The organism is Haloechinothrix halophila YIM 93223 (assembly GCF_000504245.1).
GTDB classification, from domain to species: domain Bacteria; phylum Actinomycetota; class Actinomycetes; order Mycobacteriales; family Pseudonocardiaceae; genus Haloechinothrix_A; species Haloechinothrix_A halophila.
Map to the genome: position 1 here is coordinate 1,465,837 of NZ_KI632509.1, position 21,255 is coordinate 1,487,091.

General features: G+C 69.7%; 23 protein-coding genes. 10 read left to right on the forward strand and 13 right to left on the reverse strand.

Going from position 1 to position 21,255, the window contains the following annotated elements:
- Positions 1-297: 297 nt before the first annotated feature.
- The 8 genes from AMYHA_RS28165 to AMYHA_RS06890 all read right to left on the reverse strand — a co-directional run bounded on the left by AMYHA_RS28165 (position 298) and on the right by AMYHA_RS06890 (position 7,476).
- A complete protein-coding gene (locus AMYHA_RS28165; protein ID WP_034269135.1) occupies positions 298-1,590 on the reverse strand; it encodes a DUF58 domain-containing protein in 1,293 nt (430 codons plus the stop codon).
- Positions 1,591-1,592: 2 nt separating this feature from the next.
- Positions 1,593-2,561: an AAA family ATPase gene (locus tag AMYHA_RS06860; protein ID WP_034269138.1), complete on the reverse strand. Its 969-nt coding sequence runs from the start codon at positions 2,559-2,561 to the stop codon at positions 1,593-1,595.
- Positions 2,558-3,700: a DUF4350 domain-containing protein gene (locus AMYHA_RS06865; protein WP_034269141.1), complete on the reverse strand. Its 1,143-nt coding sequence runs from the start codon at positions 3,698-3,700 to the stop codon at positions 2,558-2,560. Before AMYHA_RS06865 ends, AMYHA_RS06860 begins: the two co-directional genes overlap by 4 nt.
- Positions 3,697-4,344, reverse strand: a complete 648-nt coding sequence (locus tag AMYHA_RS06870; RefSeq protein WP_231104642.1) for a DUF4129 domain-containing protein — start codon at positions 4,342-4,344, stop codon at positions 3,697-3,699. The genes AMYHA_RS06865 and AMYHA_RS06870 overlap by 4 nt, the downstream gene beginning before the upstream one ends.
- Positions 4,341-5,339 carry a hypothetical protein gene (locus tag AMYHA_RS06875; RefSeq protein WP_034269144.1) on the reverse strand — a complete coding sequence of 333 codons (999 nt, stop codon included), beginning with the start codon at positions 5,337-5,339 and terminating at the stop codon, positions 4,341-4,343. Before AMYHA_RS06875 ends, AMYHA_RS06870 begins: the two co-directional genes overlap by 4 nt.
- Positions 5,340-5,388: 49 nt before the next feature.
- Positions 5,389-6,270, reverse strand: coding sequence for an RDD family protein (locus tag AMYHA_RS06880; protein ID WP_330759435.1), 882 nt, complete (start codon positions 6,268-6,270; stop codon positions 5,389-5,391).
- Positions 6,271-6,344: 74 nt separating this feature from the next.
- Positions 6,345-6,899 (reverse strand): RNA polymerase sigma factor, encoded by a 555-nt coding sequence (locus AMYHA_RS06885; RefSeq protein WP_034269148.1) that lies wholly within the window; start codon positions 6,897-6,899, stop codon positions 6,345-6,347.
- 130 nt (positions 6,900-7,029) lie between these two features.
- Positions 7,030-7,476, reverse strand: coding sequence for a MarR family winged helix-turn-helix transcriptional regulator (locus AMYHA_RS06890; RefSeq protein ID WP_034269151.1), 447 nt, complete (start codon positions 7,474-7,476; stop codon positions 7,030-7,032).
- 82 nt (positions 7,477-7,558) lie between these two features.
- Between AMYHA_RS06890 and AMYHA_RS06895 the strand changes: the two genes are divergently transcribed.
- The 6 genes from AMYHA_RS06895 (at position 7,559) to AMYHA_RS06920 (ending at position 11,639) form a co-directional block, all read left to right on the forward strand.
- Entirely contained in the window at positions 7,559-8,122 is a 564-nt protein-coding gene (locus AMYHA_RS06895; protein ID WP_034269153.1) for a YceI family protein, read from the forward strand.
- A gap of 37 nt (positions 8,123-8,159) precedes the next feature.
- Complete coding sequence (locus AMYHA_RS06900; protein ID WP_034269155.1) at positions 8,160-9,140, forward strand: ring-cleaving dioxygenase; 981 nt, start codon at positions 8,160-8,162, stop codon at positions 9,138-9,140.
- Complete coding sequence (locus AMYHA_RS06905; protein WP_034269158.1) at positions 9,137-9,754, forward strand: alpha/beta hydrolase; 618 nt, start codon at positions 9,137-9,139, stop codon at positions 9,752-9,754. Before AMYHA_RS06900 ends, AMYHA_RS06905 begins: the two co-directional genes overlap by 4 nt.
- 305 nt (positions 9,755-10,059) lie before the next feature.
- Positions 10,060-10,425, forward strand: a complete 366-nt coding sequence (locus AMYHA_RS06910) for a DUF2203 domain-containing protein (RefSeq protein WP_034269161.1) — start codon at positions 10,060-10,062, stop codon at positions 10,423-10,425.
- A gap of 26 nt (positions 10,426-10,451) precedes the next feature.
- Complete coding sequence (locus AMYHA_RS06915) at positions 10,452-11,069, forward strand: TetR/AcrR family transcriptional regulator (protein ID WP_051399614.1); 618 nt, start codon at positions 10,452-10,454, stop codon at positions 11,067-11,069.
- Positions 11,070-11,180: 111 nt separating this feature from the next.
- Positions 11,181-11,639, forward strand: a complete 459-nt coding sequence (locus AMYHA_RS06920; RefSeq protein WP_034269164.1) for a Rieske (2Fe-2S) protein — start codon at positions 11,181-11,183, stop codon at positions 11,637-11,639.
- A gap of 45 nt (positions 11,640-11,684) precedes the next feature.
- Here AMYHA_RS06920 and AMYHA_RS06925 read toward each other — a convergent pair whose 3' ends face one another.
- Both AMYHA_RS06925 and AMYHA_RS25580 read right to left on the reverse strand, forming a co-directional pair.
- Entirely contained in the window at positions 11,685-12,389 is a 705-nt protein-coding gene (locus AMYHA_RS06925) for a superantigen-like protein SSL4 (protein WP_034269167.1), read from the reverse strand.
- A gap of 134 nt (positions 12,390-12,523) precedes the next feature.
- On the reverse strand, positions 12,524-13,396 hold the full coding sequence (locus AMYHA_RS25580) for a hypothetical protein (protein ID WP_051399615.1): 873 nt from the start codon (positions 13,394-13,396) through the stop codon (positions 12,524-12,526).
- A gap of 269 nt (positions 13,397-13,665) precedes the next feature.
- Here AMYHA_RS25580 and AMYHA_RS06935 point away from each other — a divergent pair, with 269 nt between their 5' ends.
- On the forward strand, positions 13,666-14,244 hold the full coding sequence (locus AMYHA_RS06935; protein WP_034269169.1) for a nucleotidyltransferase family protein: 579 nt from the start codon (positions 13,666-13,668) through the stop codon (positions 14,242-14,244).
- Here the strand turns inward: AMYHA_RS06935 and AMYHA_RS06940 are convergent.
- Complete coding sequence (locus tag AMYHA_RS06940) at positions 14,231-14,833, reverse strand: TetR/AcrR family transcriptional regulator (protein WP_034276182.1); 603 nt, start codon at positions 14,831-14,833, stop codon at positions 14,231-14,233. The two genes, AMYHA_RS06935 and AMYHA_RS06940, sit on opposite strands and share 14 nt — an antisense overlap.
- Before the next feature lie 92 nt (positions 14,834-14,925).
- Here AMYHA_RS06940 and AMYHA_RS06945 point away from each other — a divergent pair, with 92 nt between their 5' ends.
- Both AMYHA_RS06945 and AMYHA_RS06950 read left to right on the forward strand, forming a co-directional pair.
- Positions 14,926-15,726 carry a thioesterase family protein gene (locus AMYHA_RS06945; protein WP_034269171.1) on the forward strand — a complete coding sequence of 267 codons (801 nt, stop codon included), beginning with the start codon at positions 14,926-14,928 and terminating at the stop codon, positions 15,724-15,726.
- 76 nt (positions 15,727-15,802) lie between these two features.
- Positions 15,803-17,284: a DHA2 family efflux MFS transporter permease subunit gene (locus AMYHA_RS06950; RefSeq protein ID WP_084036899.1), complete on the forward strand. Its 1,482-nt coding sequence runs from the start codon at positions 15,803-15,805 to the stop codon at positions 17,282-17,284.
- A 5-nt stretch (positions 17,285-17,289) separates the two neighbouring features.
- Here the strand turns inward: AMYHA_RS06950 and AMYHA_RS06955 are convergent, their stop codons facing one another.
- Positions 17,290-17,556 (reverse strand): DUF2277 domain-containing protein, encoded by a 267-nt coding sequence (locus AMYHA_RS06955; RefSeq protein ID WP_034269174.1) that lies wholly within the window; start codon positions 17,554-17,556, stop codon positions 17,290-17,292.
- Between the two features lie 43 nt (positions 17,557-17,599).
- A complete protein-coding gene (locus AMYHA_RS06960) occupies positions 17,600-18,850 on the reverse strand; it encodes an NADH:flavin oxidoreductase/NADH oxidase family protein (protein ID WP_034269177.1) in 1,251 nt (416 codons plus the stop codon).
- A gap of 272 nt (positions 18,851-19,122) precedes the next feature.
- Here AMYHA_RS06960 and AMYHA_RS06965 point away from each other — a divergent pair, with 272 nt between their 5' ends.
- Entirely contained in the window at positions 19,123-21,210 is a 2,088-nt protein-coding gene (locus AMYHA_RS06965; RefSeq protein WP_034269180.1) for a hypothetical protein, read from the forward strand.
- Positions 21,211-21,255: the final 45 nt, after the last annotated feature.

Here is a 21,255-nt window from a genome sequence, read left to right on the forward strand (position 1 = left end):
GCACGGGTCGATCGCGCCGGTCGGGAGTTGGCTGGCACCGTGCGGGCCGGGATGTGGATCAACTTGCCCTGTGCTGTGACCAAAAACGTGTCCGTTTTGCCGGATCTAGCTGGTAACAGTGCAGGGTAAGCTGATCAACTTGGGCACGAATGCTCCGAGGCGCCATACCATCACGGAATGAGCGAGCAGATTACTGAGAGCGACGCGGAGATCCTTGCCGCTTCGGGCCCAGACCTGGACCTAGATGAACTTGCCGAGTACGCGGTCGAGGTGCCTATGAGTGACCTCGGCTGAGCGCTACAACCGTCCCTCGGACTTCAGTGCCAAATATCGGTCCGCCAGCGCGGGTGGCAGGTGCTCCGGGGTCGCGTCCACGACGCTCACGCCGTGCCGGGCCAGCAGCGCGGTCGCGTGACGGCGTTCGGCCGTGGTGCGCTCCGCGGCGGCCGCCTCGTACACCGCTTGCGCGTCGCCCCTGCCTGCCGTCATCTCCGCTACCCGAGGATCGGCGATCCCCGCCACCAGCAGTTCATGCCGTGCGGTCAGCGACGACAGCACGGGCAGCAGTCCGTGCTCGATCGGCGCGGCGTCCAGTCCGGTCAGCAGCACAACCAGGCTGCGCTGCCGCACGCGGCGCAGGACCTCAGCGACCATGCCGCGCGCGTCCAGTTCGACAAGCTCCGGCTCCACCGGCGCCATCGCGTTCACCAGCGGTGGCAGCAGGTCCGTCGACGACGTGCCGGACACCGAGGCCTTCACCCGCCGGTCGTAGGCGACGAGGTCCACCCGGTCCCCGGCATGCGAAGCGAGCGTGGCCAGCAACAACGCCGCGTCCATCGCCGCGTCCAGTCTTGGCACGTCACCAACCCGCCCGGCAGACGTCCTGCCGGTGTCCAGCACGATCAGGATGCGGCGGTCTCGCTCCGGCCGCCAGGTCCGCACCATCATGTCGGCCGCGCGGGCCGACGCCCGCCAGTCGATGGACCGGACGTCGTCGCCGACGACGTATTCCCGCAGCGAGTCGAACTCGGTGCCCTGCCCCCTGATCAGCACCGCCTGCCTGCCGTCGAGCTGTTGCAACCTGGCCAGCCGCGAGGGCAGGTGCTTGCGGCTCTCGAACGGCGGCAGTGAACGCACCGTCCACGGCACATCGTGCGAGCACTGCCGCGCCGCCAACCCGAGCGGGCCGACCGAGCGCACCGTCACCCGCACCGCCTTCCGGTCACCTCGCCGCGTCGGCCGCAACGTCGTCGTCACCTGACCGCGCTGACGAGCGCCGACGTCGACGCGATGCCGGTCGGCCACCGCGCCCGCGCTCGGTTGCCATGCGTCCCGGAGTACGCCTCGCACTCGACGTCCCGGATTCTCGATGTGCAGCGTGACGTCGGCCTGCTCACCGAGCCGCACCGACGTCGCCCCGGTGCGGCTGAACCGCAACGCACGGGGGCTGCCCGCGAACACGACGTCGACAACGACCCCGAGCAGCAGCACCACGACGACCACCGCGATACCGGTAGCCGATGGCGCGGCGAGGCCGACGATGACGGCGCCGATGCCCGCGAGCAGCGGGGTCCTTCCGGTGAGCGCCATCGTCAGCGGGGGACGGGCACGGCGGCCAGCACCCGGTCGAGCACGCCATCCGAGGTCGCGCCCTCGAGCTCCGCCTCGGGGCGCAGCTCGATGCGGTGCCGCAGCGCGGGCCGCGAAACGGTCTTGACGTCGTCCGGCGTGACGTAGTCCTTTCCGGACAGCCACGCCCAGGCTCGCGACGCCGCCATCAACGCCGTCGCGCCGCGCGGCGACACCCCGAGCCGCACCGCGCCCGCCGAGCGGGTCGCGCGGCAGAGGTCCACGATGTAGCTGATGACGTGCTGGTCCAGCGTGACGTTGGCGACGGCGGAGCGGGCGGCCGCGAGCTGCTCCGCAGTGGCGACCGGCCGCACACCCGCCGCGTCAAGGTCACGCGGGTCGAATCCGGCCGCGTGCCGCGTCAGCACGCCGATCTCGTCGTCACGCGAGGGCAGCGGCATGGTCAGTTTGAGCAGGAACCGGTCCAGCTGCGCCTCCGGCAGCGGGTAGGTGCCCTCGTACTCGACCGGGTTCTGCGTCGCGATCACCACGAACGGGTCCGGCAGCGGCTTCGGCTTGCCATCCACCGACACCTGCCGCTCCTCCATCGCCTCGAGCAGCGAGGACTGCGTTTTCGGTGGGGTGCGGTTGATCTCGTCGGCAAGCAGCAGGTTGGTGAACACCGGGCCCTGCTTGAAGGAGAACTCGGCGCTGCGCGCGTCGTAGACCAGCGAGCCGGTGACGTCACCTGGCATCAAGTCCGGCGTGAACTGGATCCGGCCGGAGTCGAGGTCGAGCGCTTTCGCCAGCGCGCGGACCAGCAGCGTCTTCGCCACGCCTGGCACGCCTTCGAGCAGCACGTGGCCCCGGCACAGCAGTGCGACGATCAGCCCGGTCACCGCGGCGTCGTTGCCGACGATCGCCTTGCCGACCTCGGTGCGCAGCGCCACGAGCGCGGCACGGGTGTCGTCCACTCTGGATGGTTCGGTCATGCCTGTCGTACCTCGTTCTCCAGCCGGTCGAGTTCTGCCGCGAGCCGCACAAGGGCCGCGTCGTCGGATGGTGCCGGACCGTACAGCAGCCAGTGCACCTCGTCGGCGGGCCTGCCACTCCGGCACCCCGCCGCGACGATGGCCTCGCGGGTTTCGTGACCCGCGTCGGCGGTGAGTCCGGCACTGGCGGCGATCCGATGCCGGGCCGCGTCCCGCAACGCCTCCGCCGCGTGGTCGGCCGCGCCTGCCCGCCGGTACAGCCGGGCGCGCCCTTCGGTGGTCTCCGCCGCGTGCACGACGACCGGCAGCGGCTCGGTGACCACTGGCCCGAGGCGGCGCGCCCGCCACAACGCCAGCAGCACGGCGGCGATGGCCAGTGTGGCGATGCCGTAATGCCAGCCGCGCGGCAACAGCGACAGCAGCGATGACGTGCCGTCTCGCAGCGCGGGGTCGTTCGGCGACGGCACGTACCAGACCAGCCGCTCTCGCTCGCCGAGCAGCCGCATCGTGAGCGCCGCGTTGCCCTCCTCGGCCAACGCCTCGTTGGTCAGCGGGGTCGCGGTGCCGAGCAGTGTCACCGGCGTGCCGTCGTGGTCGTATCGCACCAGTGCCGCGCCCGCCGTCGTGGGGTAGCACAGCTCGCCGTTCGGTGTCCGGTAGCCGATGCCACCAGTTGTCGCGTCGCCCGCTTCGTCGGCCAGCGCGCAGTCCGGCGCGTGCGTGGCATCGGCGGTATGGCCGGTGACGTCGATGTCCGGGTCCACCGCGCGCGCGAGCGTCTGGTTCGGCGCGATGACGACAAGGCCCTCGGCGATCGTGCTGAGACGTTTCAGGTCGGCGGGATCGAGCGTGTTCGGATGGGTGATGAGCACGGTCGCATCGTGGGCCGCCCTGCTGGTGGCGGCGAGGGTGTGCATCGGTCTGACGTCCACGCCGTAATCGCCGAGCATCTGCGCCAGCGCGCGCGAACCGTTCGGGTCGGCCGAGCGCGGATCGAGTCTGCCGCCTTCGCTGTGGCCGCGTACCAGGGTGAGCACGATCGCCGCCGCGATGATCACCAGCAGGATCGCGAGCGGGCCGCGCGCGGCGAGCCACATGCGGCGGGTGTCCGGGCTGACCGGAGTCGTCGCGGCCGTCATGAGGCGGTCCCAGCCAACGCGGGTCGCCCGGTACGCACCGCGTCGTCGGTCTCCGCCACCACGCCGTAGGCATCCGCCGTGGCCGGTTTGCCGCCGTAGTAGACGTCGTCGAAGATCCGCGCCGCCGCGCGCAGGGCGTCGGCGCAGTCCGGGAGGGCGTCCGCCGCCTGTGCGGCGAGTTCGTCCGCGGTGCGTCCAGTCTGGACGTCCAGCACGCCTCGCTGCTCCAATTCCCGCGCCAGCGCGCGGAATCGCGCCACCACCGCGCCGTGCAGGTCGGCCGCCGCCAGTGCCGCCGCCGCCTCCTCCCGGTGCGTGCTTGCGGGGACCGTCGCGTCGCCGAGCGGGGTGTGCCTCGCGTGCGGCGACGTCGCCAGCTTGCCGGTGCGCAGCCGGATCGCCACCGCCACGATGAGCAGCACTCCCAGCACCACGAGCAGGCCGGTGACGCCGCCAGGGCCGAGCTGGGACGCGGCCTCGAACAGCTCGTTCAGCCGGTCGTTGAGCCAGCTGATCAGCCGCTCGAACCAGGACGGTTCCGCCGCGCGGTAGATCGGGTCGGACAGCTCATCCTTGGCCGCATCCCGCGCCTCGTCCCTGCCGGGTTCGACCGGGACCGCGGCGAGCCCCAGCGTCACGCTCACTGTGGCGGCGGGTTACCCGCGTTGCGTGCCAGCTCGATGTCGAGGCCTTCGCGGCGCATCCGCTGATCGGTGTAGAGCAGCGCGACGACAGCCGCGAAGAACGGCTGCGTGATCGTGGCCGCGATGATCGCTCCGATGGCGGCGATGACGAGGCCGAAGAACGTGATCCCGCCGGGATCGCCCGCGAAAGCGCTGGCGCCGCCGCCAATGATGCCGAACGGGATCTGGATGATCCCGCTGATCACGACGACGAGGATCCCGGTCAGCAGCAGGATGCCGAAGATTCGCCACCACGACCGCTGCACCAGCACTCGGGACCGCTTGACCGACTCGATCACACCGCAGCGTTCCAGCACCAGTGCCGGAGCGGCGAGCCCGAAGTACAGCACGTACAGCCAGAAGCCGACGACGATCGCGGCGGGAATGACGAGGAGCAGCAGCGGTGGCAGCACCAGTCCGACGGCGACGACGACGAGCACGAGACCCAGCGCGGGCACGATGGAGAACAGGGCGAGCCCGATCAGCCTGCCGAGCTGTGGTTTGACCTCGGCCCACACCGTCGAGAAGGGAGCCTGCCTGCCGAGCACGGCTTTGCCGACGACCGTGGTCAGGACGCCGGTCAGGAAGGCGCCCGCCACGAGTCCGAGGATGCCTCCGACACCGGTGCCGAGCGCGAGCGGCTCCAACGTCTCGGCGACGTCCGTCGGAGTCGGGTTGGGCCCGAGATCGGAGGTGGGGTCACCGATGCTCGCCTGGAACGGGAGCTCGATGATCGCGGTGATCGTGGCGACGATGGCGGCGACGCCCAGCATGACGCCCGGGTACGAGCGCATGGTCTTCACGGCGGCGTCGATGATCTCGGTCAAGCTCAGCGGGCGCAGCGCGATGACGCCGGGCTTCTGCGGCGCCTGCCAGCTCGGTGGGGGCGGCATGGGTGGCTGCTGCTGGTTGCGGTCGTTGGGCTGGTCGGGTTGGTGCCAACCGGTATCGCTCATAGGGAAGTCCTGGTCGTCGTTGGTGTGTTGTGTCCGGTTTGGAGTCTATTCAGCTCGGCGGTGTGAACCGTGTGTCACCGGGTGAGCCGGGCGTGGTGGGCTGCGACGGTTGCACGTCGTGTCGCGGAGGTTGGTGCGGCGGCGCGGGTGGTTGCTGGACCCCAGTCGCCGGTGCCGCCGTCGGCATACCCACCTTGGCGGCTTCCCGCCTGCGGCGTTCCGCGACGACCGCGGACAGATACGCCCACGGCGGAACTCCTGGCGGGCACGGCGTGCCGGTGCAGTCGGTGACCTCGGCTACCAGCCTCGAGCCGAGGATGGCGCGCGATTCGGGGGCGAGGGTGTGGAACCGGCCCAGGTATTGGCGGATGGCGAGCGCGAGCCCGTCCGGGACCCGGGACAGGTCCAGCTGCGTCGCCCATTCGGCCAGCTGCGGTGGCATTCCGATCTCGCCGACGTGCGGTTGCGGCGACCGCACGTTGATCACGACGGTGCCCGCGAGGTAGTCACCGACCCGTTTGCCGGTCTTCGAGAACAGCGACACGACCACCGCGACGAACCCGCCGAGGCCGAGTGCCCAGAAATCGACGAAGAACCCGGCCAGCCCGCGCACCAGCGCGTGGCGGAATCGGACGGGGCCGCCGTCGTCGCGCACGACCTGCAGGCCGAGGGCGAGCTTGCCCAGGGTGCGGCCCCGAGTCAGTGACTCGCACGTGACGGGGTAGCCCACCAGGACGAACACGGCGATCACGAAGATGATCGTCAGCAGTAAGGAGGTGTCGACGTCGGCACCGGTGAACACGATCGCGTACAGCACGACGAGCGCGAGGAACTGGAGTACGGCGTCGATCGCGAACGCCAGCCCTCTGCTCGCCAGCCGGGCGTGTTGCAGTTCGAGTTCAACGGCTTCTCCGGTGACGAGGTCAGACACGCGCTTCACCCTATCGCGCCGCATTGCGTACGTCCGGTTCGTCTGTAAGGTTCTTCGATTCGGCGGCGGTGGTGTTATGGCGCTGTGATGCCAGCGCGTGTCAGCGCCCTGCGCAGACGTCGTAGGCAGCGCGTCCGCAGCTGACCGACGCTGGCCGGGGTGACGCCGAGTTTCGTCGCGATATCGGCGTAGCTCATCCCTGGTGACCGTGCGATGAGGTGCGCGATGAGCCGGTCCCTGATGGGCAGGGTGGCGACGACTCGCCACAGCGTCCGATCGCGGTCGCGCAGGGAGATGTCGTCGCTTGGGCTCATGGCAGCGTCCGGCGTCATTCCGTTGGTGACGTCATCCGACGGGCTCTCGGTGCGGTGGTGGCGCAGCGCCCGCATCGCCTCGCGGATGGCGATGGTGCGCAGCCAGCCCGCCGCGCGTTCCGGGTGCCGGATGGTGTCGCGGTGCTCCAGGAACCGCAGCCACACCTCCTGCAGGACGTCCTCGACATCGGCGTCGGCGAGCTTGCAGCGCCGCAGCACGGTGCGGAGCCGGGGCGTGAGCCCGCTGACGAAGTCGTCCACTGGCTCGCCCGCCCTGGGAAGCGGTGGTGGCTGACTCGCGTCATCGTTGCTCATGTCCCTGTGACGGGGCTTACAGCCGGACGGCTCCGTCCAGGATCGCGAGTCCCCCGTTCCGGTACCGCGAGTCCCGCGTTGCGGTGCCGCGAGTTCTCCGATCTGGTGCCGCGAGTTCCGTGTTGCGGTATCAGTCGAGCTGGGCGAGCACCGTCTCCGAGATCGCGCGGAGGGCCCGCACCTGCTCCGGAGTGAGCTGGTCGAAGATCAACCGGCGCACGGTCTCGACGTGCCCGGGTGCCGCGTGTTCGATAGCGCGCCTGCCCTCGGGAGTCAGTTCGATGTAGGAGCCGCGGGCGTCCTCATCGCACTCAACGCGGTCGATCAGGCCACGACGTTTCATACGCGCCAGGTGATGCGACAGCCGACTCTTCTCCCACTGCATCTCCTTGGCCAGCTCGAAGGCCCGCACCCGCCCGTCATCGCGGTCAGTGAGGTGCACCAGTACTTCGAAGTCAGCCAGCGAGAGATCCGACTCCGCCTGGAGCTCCCGGTTGAGCTGCGCGTTCAACTTCGCCTGCAGGGAGACGAAGGCGCGCCAGGCGCGCTGTTCGTCATCGGAGAGCCATCGTGTCACGCCCTCAGTGTAGCGGAATAGTTGACGCGTCAACCATGTTGTGTAGGATTAAGATGACACGTCAACCAACTGGAGGTCTACCATGACGACAAGCGCACCGGCTTTCACTGGTGAGGTCACCGGCACGTACGAGCTGGACCCCACTCACACCCGGATCGGATTCGTTGCGAGGCACGCGATGGTCACCAAGGTGCGGGGAGCGTTCAACGAGTTCAGCGGCACCGCCGTGATCAACGGCGATGACCCGAGCCAGTCGAGCGCCACCGTTGCCATCAAGGTCGACAGCATCGACACGCGCAACGCCGACCGCGACGCGCACCTGCGCAACAACGACTTCTTGCAGGTTGAGGACTACCCGGAGATCACCTTCTCCTCGACGAGCATCACCCAGACCGGTGAGAACACCTTCGACGTCACCGGTGACCTGACGATCAAGGGCACCACCCAGCAGGTGACCGTGCCGTTCGAGTACCAGGGTGCCGCCAAGGACCCGTTCGGCTACGACCGCGTCGGCTTCGAGGGCTCGACGGTCATCAACCGCAAGGACTTCGGCGTCACGTGGAACGCTCCGCTGGAGACCGGTGGCGTGCTGGTGGGCGACAAGGTCACCCTCGAGTTCGAGGTGTCGGCGGTCAAGGTCAGCTGAGGCGTTGGTGCCGGGATCGACGAGAAGGGAGCACGACATGGCGATCAGAACCTCGGGGCTGCACCACGTCACGGCGATCGGTGGCGATCCGCAGCGCAACGCCGACTTTTACCTGCGGACCCTTGGGTTGCGCCTGGTGAAGACCACGGTGAACTTCGACGATCCCGGCACGTACCACCTCTACTACGGGGATGAATCTGGCAACCCTGGCTCGCTGCTCACGTTCTTTCCGTGGCGCAACGTCCCCGGTGGGCGGCAGGGCAACGGTCAGGCCACGACAACGTCGTTCTCGGTCCCGCCGAACTCGATCGGGTGGTGGCACCAGCACCTCGCCGACGCTGGGGTCGAGACCAGCCGCATCACCAGCACGGACAACGAGGACACGCTGTCCTTCCGAGACCCGGATGGCCTGGAGATCGCACTGGTCGCGCACCCACAAGGGGATCCGCGCGATCCGTGGGACACGCCGTTCGTGCCAGCCGAACACGCGATCAGGGGGCTGCACTCGGTGACGCTGTCCGTCGCCAAGGAGGACGCGACCGCGTCGATGCTCGCCGAGAACCTCGGCCTGACGTTCCACAGCCAGCACGGCAACCGACTGCGGTTCGAGGCCGCGGACGGCGGGCCAGGCGCGCTGGTCGATGTTCTGGTCACGCCCGACGCGCCGGACGGCCTCGTCGCCGGCGGCACCGTGCACCACGTCGCGTGGCGCGTTCCCGACGACGCGACGCAACGTGCGTGGCGGGAGGAACTGGTCGGCAAGGGCGTCCAGGTCACCGCGATCATGGACCGGCAGTACTTCCACTCGATCTACTTCCGCGAGCCGGGTGGCACGTTGCTGGAGATCGCGACCGAGGACATCGGCTTCAACTACGACGAGCCGCTGCTCGAACTGGGCCAGGCGCTCAAGCTGCCGCCGTGGCTTGAGCCGAACCGGGACCAGATCCAGGCGGCGCTGCCGAAGCTGAACCTGCCAGACGAGAACAATCCCGAGGTCGCGGAAAGGCTGCGGGCATGACGGCGGCGGAGCTGAGCCTGCGGCATTCCTACACCGAAGGCGACGCCGACACGCCGGTGCTGTTGCTGCTGCACGGCACCGGCGGCTCGCCACAGGATCTGCTGGGCGTCGCCCGTGAGCTGGAACCGGCTGCCGGGGTGCTCGCGCCCTCCGGCCCGGTGTCGGAGAACGGCATGGCGCGCTGGTTCCGGCGGCTGGCCGAGGGCGTGTTCGATCACGAGGACGTCGTCGTGCGCGCCAACCAGCTGGCGGATTTCCTGGTCGACGCACGGGAGAAGTACGGCTTCGGTGGGCGGCGGCTCGTCGCGGTCGGATTCTCCAACGGCGCGAACATCGCGGTGGCCACGGCGTTGCTGCGGCCGGACGCACTGCGCGAGGTGGTGGCGTTCGCGGCGATGCGGCCGTTGCCCGATCCGCCGGAGGGTGACCTGACCGGCACGCGGGTGCTGTTGTCCAACGGTGAGCAGGACCCGATGGCGCCGCTGCCTTCCACGGAGCAGCTCATCGCGGACCTCCGGTCGCGTATGGCCGAAGTGCGGGTTCACCGCCACCCCGGTGGCCACCAGCTGACTGTCGACGGCGTCCGGGAGGCGCGGGCCTGGCTCCGGGCGTGACGGCCGAGGTGACCATTGCCCGATGACACCGGGCCAGTGGGCGGCGAACCGCGACCGGCCCGGCGTGATCGGTGTCCACGTAGTCGCTCGTCGACGTTGTGCGGTTCCCAACGCGGGCACGATCACCCGATGGAGAGGCCGAGGCTGCCAGGATTTGTCGGTTTGCCACAGGTGATGCCGGGAAAGTTGCACACGGCGTCGGGAACGCAGGACACGGCGTCCTGAATGTCGGACACGGCGTCGGGAGCGTCGGACACGACGCACCGGAGGCTGGGGCGCGCGCCGTGGCGTGGGAGGCTCGGGGTATGTCGCTGTTCACGGTGGAGGAAGCGCGTGCGGAGCTGCGCCAGCTCCGGCCGGTGGTCGACGAGGTCGTCACGTTGCGGGCGGACGCGGCGGAGCTCGCGGTGGCGACGTCATCCGGCGGCACGCCGTCCGACCTCGGTGGGCTGCCTGAACTCAAGGCCAAACAGGCGCGCCTCGACGAGTTGATCACGCTCGTCCAGGAGGCAGGCGTGGAGATCAAGGGGTTCGCGCCGCTGCTGCTGGACTTTCCGTCCGAACTGAACGGTGAGCAGGTGCTGCTGTGCTGGCTGGAAGGCGAGGACGACATCGACTGGTACCACCGGCGTGATCTGGGTTTCGCCGGTCGCCGTCGCCTGCCGGAGTGAACCGGCTGCCCCGTACAGTTGGGCCCGTGGCGGCAGCACGTTCGACATTCCGGGAGTCCGTGCGGTCGCTGCTGCGCGAACAGCTGCTCGACGCGGCATCCGAATCCCTCGTGGCTGGCGGCTGGAACCAGCTCAAGATGGCCGACGTCGCCCGCGCCGTCGGCGTCAGCAGACAGACCGTCTACAACGAATTCGGCAACAAGACCCAGCTCGGCGAAGCGCTAGCCATGCGCGAGGCGGAGCGGTTCCTTGACGGCATCGCGACCACACTGGACGAGCACCCGGACGATCTGCTCACCGCCATCACAGCCGCCGTGGAGTTCACGCTCTCGGAAGCCGAGGTCAACCCGCTGCTCAAGGCGATCCTGACCGCCACGCGCGGCGGCGCGACCGAGCTGTTGCCGTTCGTCACCACGCGCTCCGGTCCGATCCTGGCCGCCGCGACGCGCGTGCTGCTGACCTACCTCAACGACCACTGGCCCGAGATCGAGCTCGACGAGGCCGAGCGCACGCTCGTCGTCGAGTCGATCGTCCGGCTGGTGGTCAGCCACCTCGTCATGCCGCTCGCGCCCGCCACCGAGGTGGCGCGGCAGATTTCCTGGCTGGCGAGCCGCATCCTGCACCACCCCACGCCCGAAGCCTGAGAATTTTCGCGGCGAACGCCGAGATTTCCAGGCCATCGTGGAATCCGTACCGGGGGTCTCGTACGAATAGGGTGTAACGAGCTATCACACGCGCGAGGAGTAGGACGCACCATGCCGCAGGAACAGTCCAGCACGGAAACCAACGGAACAGCGATCCCGCGCAGGGCGGCCGTCGCGGGAGTGGGTGCGCTCGCGGTCGCCGGCGTCGCGGGGGTGGCTGCTTGCGGCAACGGAGATGGCGGTAACGGCGGCGGCACCGGTGGTGACGGCCCGGACCCGGGCACCGTGGTCGGCAAGGCCAGCGACGTCCAGGTCGGCGGTGGCGCGGTGTTCGAGGACGCCGAGGTCGTCGTCACCCAGCCGAGCGAAGGCGAGTACCAGGGCTTCAGCGCGGTGTGCACCCATCAGGGCTGCATCGTGGACAAGGTCGAGGGCGGTACGATCAACTGCGCCTGCCACGGCAGCAAATTCAACGTCGCGGACGGCTCGGTCGCGCAGGGGCCAGCCTCGGATCCGCTGCCGAAGCAGCAGGTCAAGGTCAATTCGGCGGGGGAGATCGTCGTCGCCTGAGTTGTCGACGGAACCAGACGTCGCCCGCGTCACACGTCGCCCGCGTCACACGTCGATCGCCGTCTCCCGGAAGCTGTCGAGCACCCGCCGGATCACCGGTCGCGCCTTGCTGGCGTGTGACGGCGTCGTGACGCCGATGACCTGGTAGAAGGCCTTCTGGCCGTGCACGGCGGTGTCCCAGAAAACGAAGCGAATGCCGTCGCCGTTTCCCGTGTAGTGCCAGCGTATGGCGGGCATGCCGTTCACTTTCAGCGTGCGTTTGCCGTTGACCTTGACCTTCTTCAGGTCGGACCGTCCAGCGTCGCGCACCAGCTTGGCGAACGCGGGGAACCCGGCGAAATTCCGCTTGTTGGCGGTGACCACGATGACGAACTGACGCTGGGACGCGTCGCCGATCTCGAGCACCGCGTTCTTCACACCGCGGTCCTTGCCTGGCTTGCGCCAATGCTTCGGCACGGTTAGCTCGCTCTTGCCGTCCTTGGCTGTGACAACCCGAGTGTGCGGCGATGGCGGCTTCGTGGAGGCGGGCGGCTTGCTGGTCGGTGTCTGTTCGGGGCGTGCGGTCGCCGTGCTCGAGGGGAGCGAGAAGTGCGGTGACACGCTCGCCTCACCCGCCGTGGTCGGCGGCGGGATCAGCAGCGCGGCCGCGGCGACCGCGCCACCGAGCGCCAGCACGGGCACCAACGTCAGGACCAGCAGCCGGACCCGCTTGCGGCGAGGCCTTGGCGCCGGAGCCGGTGGTGGAGCCATTCCGCTGGGCGGTACCCAGCCGCTGGATCCTGGCGTGGGCATCATGAACCGTGCGTCCCCCTCTTAGGTGATCGACCCAGGGGCGGATGGTAGCGCATTGACCCTATAGGGCGAATACGAGGCGCAGGGGCCGTTCAGTCCACCGGCTGCAGGAATCCGGTCAACTCGATAGTCCCTGGCCCATACTTGTCAGCGAGCTCGTCCCGTAGCTCGTCCGTGGCGACATACACCTCGAGCCGCACGACGTTGCCTGGCTCATCGATCCCACCCGAGATGAAGCCGGGGACATCGCTGATCTCCTGCTGGACCTCCTGCAACCGCGCGTAACTGCGCTCGGCCTTGCTCACGCAGAGCGGTCCGCCCCAGACCTCGCGGATCCACTTCCGCTTGGCGGGGAGGTCGTCGGTGAAGCTCACGTTGAGCACCGCTTCCCGCGGCGGGCCGAGCGGGTCGAGCCACGCACCGCCGAACTCCGGCGCGGACCGCGCGCGGCTGATCGCGCGCTGCTGGTCTTCGGGGTTGGCCTTGTCGGGATCGACGTCGTGCCAGCCGCCATCGGGTTCGTCGCAGGGCGTCGTGCTCTCGTCGGCGGGATCAGCAGGTGGTTCCGACGGCGGCTTGGGTGCCGACGGTGGCTCGGTGAGGTGCAGCCGTTCGCCGTCCCAGGTGCCGACGACCGTGTACTCGCCCCATTGGACATCGCCTTGCGTCTGCGATTCGACCGCATCCCAGTCCCAGCCGACGAGGTCGAGGCCACCGCACTGCGGCGGGTACGACGTCGCCACGACACCGCAGAGCTGCGGGCCGTGCGACTCGTTCGCCAGCACCGTGCCGGTCGCGGTGTAGCGCTGGTCGTCGTCGCCAGCGCGGCTGACGCTGTCAGCGGGGTCGCCGCTGGTGTTGGTGTTGCCGTTCGCGGCGGGCGCTGGTGGCGTCCCGCACGCCGTGAGGGCAAGCGCACCGGCGAGGCTCGCCGCGAGGATCGCTCGGGCCGGATGTTCGATCATGGTGTCGCTCCCGTCTCGTGAGGATTGTCGCCTCCTGGACGGAGCCGCGCGAGTCATCGGTTGCACGCGGCACCGATAGAGCTACACAGCGGCACCGATAGGACCACGTCGGAAACTCGCCAGCATGGGAAGCGCCGCCCGGCAGAGTCGCCTGCTACCCGGACGTATGCGCTCGCGCGCACGACGGCGGGCAAGATGGGGGGCGACGACGTACATCGCCCCCGCGCCGACCCCGGAGCTCGCGCGGACAGGTGACTGAGGAGGTGCGGATGACGGTCGCGGGGGTGCTGCTGGCGGCGGGTGAGGGTTCCCGCCTCGGACGGCCGAAGGCGCTGGTCGAGCTGGGCGGGACGTCGCTGGTCGCACGCGGCGTCGAGATGCTGGCCCAAGCTGGCTGCGCCCCGGTGCACGTCGTCACCGGCGCGGCCGACGTCGAACTGCCCGGCGTCACACTGGTGGCCAACCCGGACTGGCGCACCGGCATGGCGTCCTCGCTGCTGGCGGGGCTGGCGTCGCTCCCAGCTGACGTCGACGCCGTCGTACTCGCCCTCGTCGACCAGCCACTGATCGGTCCGGACGCGGTGCGCCGCCTCATCGCCGCCTACCGAGACGGCGCGCTGGCCGTCGTCGCCACGTACGACGGCAGGCAGCGCAACCCGGTGCTGCTGCGTCGGGACCTCTGGGCCGCGGCCGCCGACGCGGCGCACGACGACGTCGGCGCGAGGGCCTACCTGCGCGCGCATCCCGACGTCGTCACCGAGGTGGAGTGCGGCGACATCGCGGATCCCGCCGACATCGACACCGCGGCCGACCTCGCCGCGCTGGAACGCCGCCTCAGCGCTCGCTGACCGCGCGCCCCGCGACCAGCCGCATCACGTCGGTGAGCACGCTGACCGGGATGGTCGGGTCGATGGCGCGCTGGATGCCGAGTCCGATGCCCAGGCTGAGCAGCGCGGTCGCCGCGTCGTCCGCCGACAGCGGCAGGTCGATGCCGAACTCCGCCGAGTTTGCGGCGACCAGCCCCGCGATGATGTCGCGGATGCCCTTGTCGCGGCTGGCCAGTTCGCCGCGCAGCCGCTCATCGCGGCGCGCGTTGACGGCGAACTCCACTTCGAGCGCGGTCCATGCCTGATCGCCGATGTTGCGTTCCGCCCAGCCTTGAATCCGGGCGATGCGCTCCTCGACGGTCGTCGAGCCGGTGATCACCTCGGCGATGCGGGCTGCCTGTTCCGCGTGGATGTCGTCGAGGACCGCGAGGCAGAGCTCGTCTTTGTTACGGAAGTTGGAGTACACCGCGCCCTTGGAATAACCAGCGGCGTCGGCGACTTTATCCAACGAGGTCGGGCCGTAGCCATCCCGCAGGAACAGTTCCTTCGCGGTCGCGACGAGCTGCTCGCGGGTACGCGCCTGGCTCTCAGATCGGCTGAGTCTGGGCATGGCACCTACCCTATCGACGCCGCGCGCCGACGTGACGATCACGACAGCACGTCGACGTTGACGGGCGGGAAAGACACTGCGAGGTTCAGCAAGTGAGCGATTTTGACGTAGCGACAACAGTTCGGCCCCGTTCCGACGGCGGCTTCGACGCCGAACTGGACGGCCGGTGGAGCGCTGGCGGCGTCCCGCACGGCGGTTATCTGCTCGGGGTGCTGGGCAGGGCGGCGGCTGCGGCGTCGGCCGAGCACCCGCACCTGACGTCGGTGAGCGCGTCGTTCCTGCGTACTCCGCAGCCAGGTCCGGCGCGGGTGGACGTCGATGTGCTGCGGGTCGGCCGCTCCACGACGCAACTGCGCGCCGCGCTGCGGCAGGACGATGCGCTCGTGCTGGATGCGCTGCTCACCCAAGGTGTGCTGGACGACGCGGACCCGTGGTGGTCCGCCGTTTCCCCGGCTGAGATGCCGGACGAGGCGGACTGCGTGCGGATCCCGGTTGAGGCGCCGGGCGCTGGCTTCCGGGTGGAGCTGATGGAGTTCGTCGACCAGCGGCTCGACCCAGGTGTGCTCGGGTTCGCCATGGGAAAGCCGACCGGCAGGGGCGTTATCGCGGGCTACAATCGCTTCGCCGACGGCACGGACTGGACGCCGTTGAGCTTGCTCATTCCGCTTGACGCCGGTCCGCCCGCGTCGTTCGACGTCGGCGCTGGCCGCTTGCTCACCCAGCAGTTCACCGCCTACATCCGGAGCCTGCCCGCGCCTGGCCCGGTGCGGTTCGAGCTGCGAGCGCGGCAGGTGTCCGGCGGCCGCATCGACCAGGATGCCCTCGTCTGGGACAGCAAGGGACGTCTCGTGGGGCAGTCGACGCAGCTCGCGGCCGTGCGGGTGCCGGAATGAGCGGGAAACTCGTCGCCGTTCCGCCGTGTGTCCGGCATCATCGGGGCAGCATGGTCTCGTGGCCCCGAGGGGAAGTATGTCGGCGACCGACGACGCGGCACCCGATGGGTCGGCAGCACCCGATGGGCCGGTATCGCACGACGGGCTGAGTGCCGAACCGGCACCGCGATCCCGTTGGGTCGCGCTCGTGGTGCTGTGCGCCGGGATGTTGATGATCGTCCTGGATGCCACCGTGGTGAACGTGGCGCTGCCGGTGATCAAGGCGGAGCTCGGATTCAGCCAGGCAAGCCTCGCGTGGGTGTTCAACGCCTACATGATCGCGTTCGGTGGGCTGCTGCTGCTCGCCGGACGGCTCGGCGACCTCGTCTCGCGCCGGGGGATGTTCCTCGCTGGCCAGGCGGTGTTCGCGGCGGCTTCGCTGGCGTGCGGGCTCGCGGGGTCGCCGGAGATGCTGGTCGTGGCGCGGTTCGTGCAGGGGATCGGCGGCGCGATGACGGCCGCGGTGATTCTCGGCATGATCGTCACGCTGTTCCCGGAAGGGCGGGAGCAGGCGAAGGCGATCGGCGTCTACAGCTTCGCGGCCGTCTCCGGTGGTGCCATCGGCCTGCTGGCGGGCGGGGTGCTGACGCACGTGCTCAACTGGCACTGGATCTTCTTCATCAACGTCCCGATCGGAATCGCGGCCATCCTGCTCACGCTGCGGTTCGTCGACCCGGACACCGGGATCGGGCTGCGCGGCGGCACCGACGTCTCCGGCGCGGTGCTGATCACCAGCGCGCTGATGCTCGGCGTCTACACCATCGTGGAACCCGCATCGCGCTACGGCTGGGCGGACATCGTCACGCTGCTGCTCGGCGGGCTGGCGCTGGTGCTGCTCGCTCTGTTCGTCGCACGGGAGGCCACCGCGCGCACCCCGCTGATCCCGCTGCGGATCTTCCGCTCGCGCATAGTGGTCGGGGCGAACGTGGTGCAGGCGCTCGCGGTGTCCGGGATGTTCGCGATGTTCTTCCTCGGTGTGCTGTATCTGCAGCAGGTGCTCGGCTACAACCCGCTGCAAGCCGGGCTGGCGTTCCTGCCGAGTTCTGCGGTGATGGGCGTGCTGTCGCTGCGCTATGTCGAGAAGCTGATCATGCGGTTCGGCGCACGGGCGCTGGCACTGCCCGGTCTCGGCGCGCTGGGGTGCGGGCTGGCGTTGTTCGCGCGGGTGCCGGTGGACGGCCGCTACGTCGTCGACGTCCTGCCCGGCGTGCTGCTGGTCGGCGTCGGGGTCGGCACGCTGTTCCCCGCGCTGGCGTCGCTCGCGATGTCCGGTGCGACGAAGGAGGACGCCGGGCTGGCGTCCGGACTGATCAACACGACGAACCGGATCGGCTCCTCGCTGGGGCTTGCCGTGCTCGCCACGCTGTCAGCCACCCGCACCGAGGAACTGGCCGCCACCGGTGCCGCCAGGGACGCGGCGCTGACCGGCGGCTTCCGCGCGGGCTTCCTGCTCGCCGTCGGCATCGTCGTCGTGGCGATGGTGGTCGTGCTGGTGGTGTTGCGGCCGTTCCGGCGGTGACCCTGTCACCCGAACCGGCGAGCGGCGCGCTCCTTGGCCTTCGCGGCCTCCACCTCGCGGTCCTTCGGCGGCGCGGTGGTCACCAGGGAGTCGAGCAGCGTGCGGGTGGCATCCTCGATGGCGGCGACGGCGTTGTCGAACGCGGCGGCGTTCGCGGCGGACGGCTTCGACGCCCCGCTGATCTTGCGGACGTACTGCAGCGCGGAAGCGTGGATCTCGTCGTCGGTGGCTGGCGGGTCGAAGTTGTGCAGGACCTTGATATTGCGGCACATACGGCCAGTTTTCCAGCGTTCGCCCGCCGATTCCAGGGCCGCGTCAGCCGCTGAACCCGCGCTTCGGCCGGCGCAGGCTCTGTACCCCGGTCGTCGCGAAGTACTGCGCGAGGTTGCGCAGCGGATGCCGGTGTGGCGCGGGGTCCTTGCCGTCGCCCATTCGCCAGAGCTGCACGGTGTGCCACGACAGTTCGGCCGCGCTGTCCAGCACGCGGATGCCGATGCGGCGGGGTTGGACGTCGCTGGCAGCGGTCGTGCCGGACAGCAGCCTCGCGGGCAGGTCCGGTTCCAGCGCGAGCGGCCTGCCGAGGCCAACGACGTCGACCGCGCCAGACGACAGCGCGCTGGCCATGCCCTCGGCGGTGCGAAAGCCGCCGGTCAGCATCAGGGGCAGCGACGTCGCCGCCCGGACGCGTTCGGCGTAGTCCAGGAAGTACGCCTCGCGTTTCCGCGTGCTTTCCTTCACCGGCTCGGCCGACACGCCCATCATCGCGGCGGATTCGTAGGTGCCGCCGGAGATTTCCAGCAGGTCGATACCCGCCTCGGCGAGGTCGAGCACGACCTGCAACGACTCGTCCTCGGTCATGCCGCCGCGCTGGAAATCAGCCGAGTTGAGCTTGACACCGAGCGGGACGTCGGACCCGATCGCCGCCCTGACCTCGTGGACGATCTCCAGCAGGAACCGGCGTCGCTTCTCCGGCGTGCCGCCCCAGCCGTCGGTGCGGTGATTGGACAGCGGCGAGAGGAACTGGCTGATCAGGTAGCCGTGCGCCGCGTGGATCTGCACGCCGGTGAACCCGGCGGCGACCACGGTCTTCGCGGTGGCGGCGAAGCGGCGGATGATGTCGGCGATCTCGTCGTGCTCCAGCGCCCTCGGCGTCGCGAAGGTCCCGCCGGGCAGGTCGAGGCCGACCGCGGATGGCGCCACCGGCGTGGCGTTGAGGGTGCGCGGCACCTGGCGTCCCGCGTGGTTGATCTGCACCCAGGCGTGTGCGCCGTTCGCGGTCGTCGCGGCGGCCCACTCGGACAGCGCGGCGCTGTCGCGGTCATCGGTGACGACCACGTTGCCCGGCTCGCCGACGGCCTCGTAGTCGACCATGACGTTGCCGGTGATCAGCAGCCCAGCACCAGACGTCGACCAGCGCTCATACAGCCTGCGCAGCCGGGGGCTCGGGGCGTTGCGTTTATCGCCAAGGCCCTCGCTGAGCGCGGCCTTCGCGATGCGGTTCGGCAGCGTGACCCCGCACGGCAGGGTGAACGGCTCAGCCAGCACGGACTGCGTCGACGTCGTCATGGGCACCTCTCGCGGTTTGGTTTAGACGGGCGTCTAGCAGGAAAGCTACTCAGAAGTAGAGTGGCTGGTCAACGCGGTGCACCTGTCGGGACCGCGGCGCGCGGCCGGTTGGGCGTGATGAGCACGACGAATGACCCAATGGTGATCTGGATTACTCCGTGCTATTCGTGGCACCATGATTACCTGTAACTTGCCGTTACAGGTACGACGGGTAACAGCGCTTGCGCTGACCCGCGGGCCGTTGTCACCGCATCACCCGGAGAGGAACGCCGATGTTCATCGCGCAACAGCCGCTACCCGCGCCACCGGCCGGTGGCGCCGCGATTGGCGAGGTGCTGATCGCACTCTTGCTCAGCCTCGGCGTGATGCTGCCCGTCGGGTGGTTCCTGGTGCGCGAGCGCGCGGGGAAGCCGACGGTGATCGGCCGCGCCGCCGACTGGGTCGCCAGCAAGGACGGCCTGCCGCGCTGGGCGGGCTTGCCCTCGTATCTGACCGTCACGGCGCTGCTCACCGCTGGCTTCGGCGTGTGGTGGGACGTCGCGACCCACATGCAGAACGGCCGCGACGAGGGCCCGCTCGCCAACCCGTCGCACTACCCGATCTTCCTGGCGATCCTCGGCTTCTTCAGCGCGGGCATCATCAGCATGACGCTGGCCAAGGGCGACCTGCCGCGCCGCAGCTTCCGCATCGCGCCCGGCTGGCACGCCCCGATGGGCGCCATGATCATCACGGCGGCTGGTGCGATCGCGCTGGTCGGCTTCCCCGCTGACGACGTCTGGCACCGGCTGTTCGGTCAAGACGTCACCGAGTGGGGCCCGACCCACATCATGATGATCGGTGGTGCGGTCACCTGCGTGCTCGGCATCCCACTGCTGTTCGCCGAGGCGCGCCAGCTCGGCTATCCCGGCGCGCTCGGCTTCGCGGGCAAGCTCCGTAGCGCTATCGCGCTGAGCGTGTGCATCGTGCCGTTCGCGTTCCTGATGGAGTTCGACCTCGGTGTCCCGCAGTTCCCCGCCGCGACGCAGTTCATCATCGCCGGGTTCCTGGTCGGCTGGATCTTCACCGCCGTCCGCGCGTACTTCGGCCCCGGCGGCGCGCTGCTCGCCTGGGGCATCTACATCGGCGCGCACCTGTTCCTGCTCGGCACCACCGCACTGCTGGACGACGTCCTGCTCGCGCGGTTCCTGCTGTTCCTCCCGTCGGCGGTGCTGATCGAGCTGGTCGCGTTCGTTGTCTCGCCGCGCAGGGGCATCGCCTTCGGCGTGACGTCCGGTGTGCTGGTGGGCACGGTCGGCATGCTGGCCGAGTGGCAGTGGAGCAAGGTCTTCATGCCGCTGCCGCAGCCGCTGCCCGCGTCGGCGCTGCCGCTGATGCTGGCCGTGGGCACGGCCGCCGCGATCGGCGGCGGGCTGCTCGCTGGGTGGCACGTTCGGATGCTGGCGCGCGTCGGCGCCCGCGACGGCGTCAGCCACGAGACGTCGTTCGATGGTTTCGAGTCCGGGCTGCGCAGGGGGCGGCTCGGGTTCGCGGTCGCGCCTGGCAGGGCGCTGTTCGGTTTCTGGCAGCGCCGCCAGGTCGCGCTGACCTCGCCGGACAACGGCGGCGTGCTCCGCAAGCACGGCGCTGGGCTGGCCGGTGTGCTGGTGTTCATCGCGCTGATGGCGGTGTTCGCGCCGCCGACGGCGAACGAGGGGCTCACCGGCACTGTCCAGCTCAGCGACGTCACGTATGAGGACGGCCGCCAGGCCGAGGAGTGCGACGGCGAGGCGAAATGCCTCGCACGGGTCACCGTCACCATGGCGCCCGCCGCTGCCGCCGAGGACGCGGTGTGGTTCTACGCGCTGGCCTGGCAGGGTCGGCACGAGAACGCCGAGCCGGACCTGCCGCGCGACCCCATGGGCGACGCGCCCGGCGTGCTGCGGGTCGCGTTGCGGCCGACCGGCACGCCCGGCGAGTACGTCTCCGAGCACAAGCTGCCGTTCTACGGCAACTGGAAGACGTTGATCCGGGTGCACCAGGCGCCCACGGTGCACATGGCGCTGCCGCTGCACGCACCGAACGACCCCGCGATCGAATCGGCCAAGGGGCGGCAGATCGTGACCGGCGACGGCGAGACCGTCGAGCTGATCACCGAGCACGAGTTCCTGCAGCGCGAGATCAAGGACGACGTGCCCGGCTGGCTGTGGGCCGCCGCGTACGGCGTCGTCAACACCTCGTGGCTGGTGCTGATCGGCTTCTACGGCTGGTGCTACGCGATGGCCGCCTACGGCGCGCCGAACGGGCGTCGGCGCGCGACGTCCGGTGGGGCATCTGGCGGCGCGTCCGGTGGTGCGAAGCGCCACGTGAGCAGCGGGGCCTGACGCTGCGTGCGGCGCGCGGACCAGCAGGACTGTACGCGCTGACCT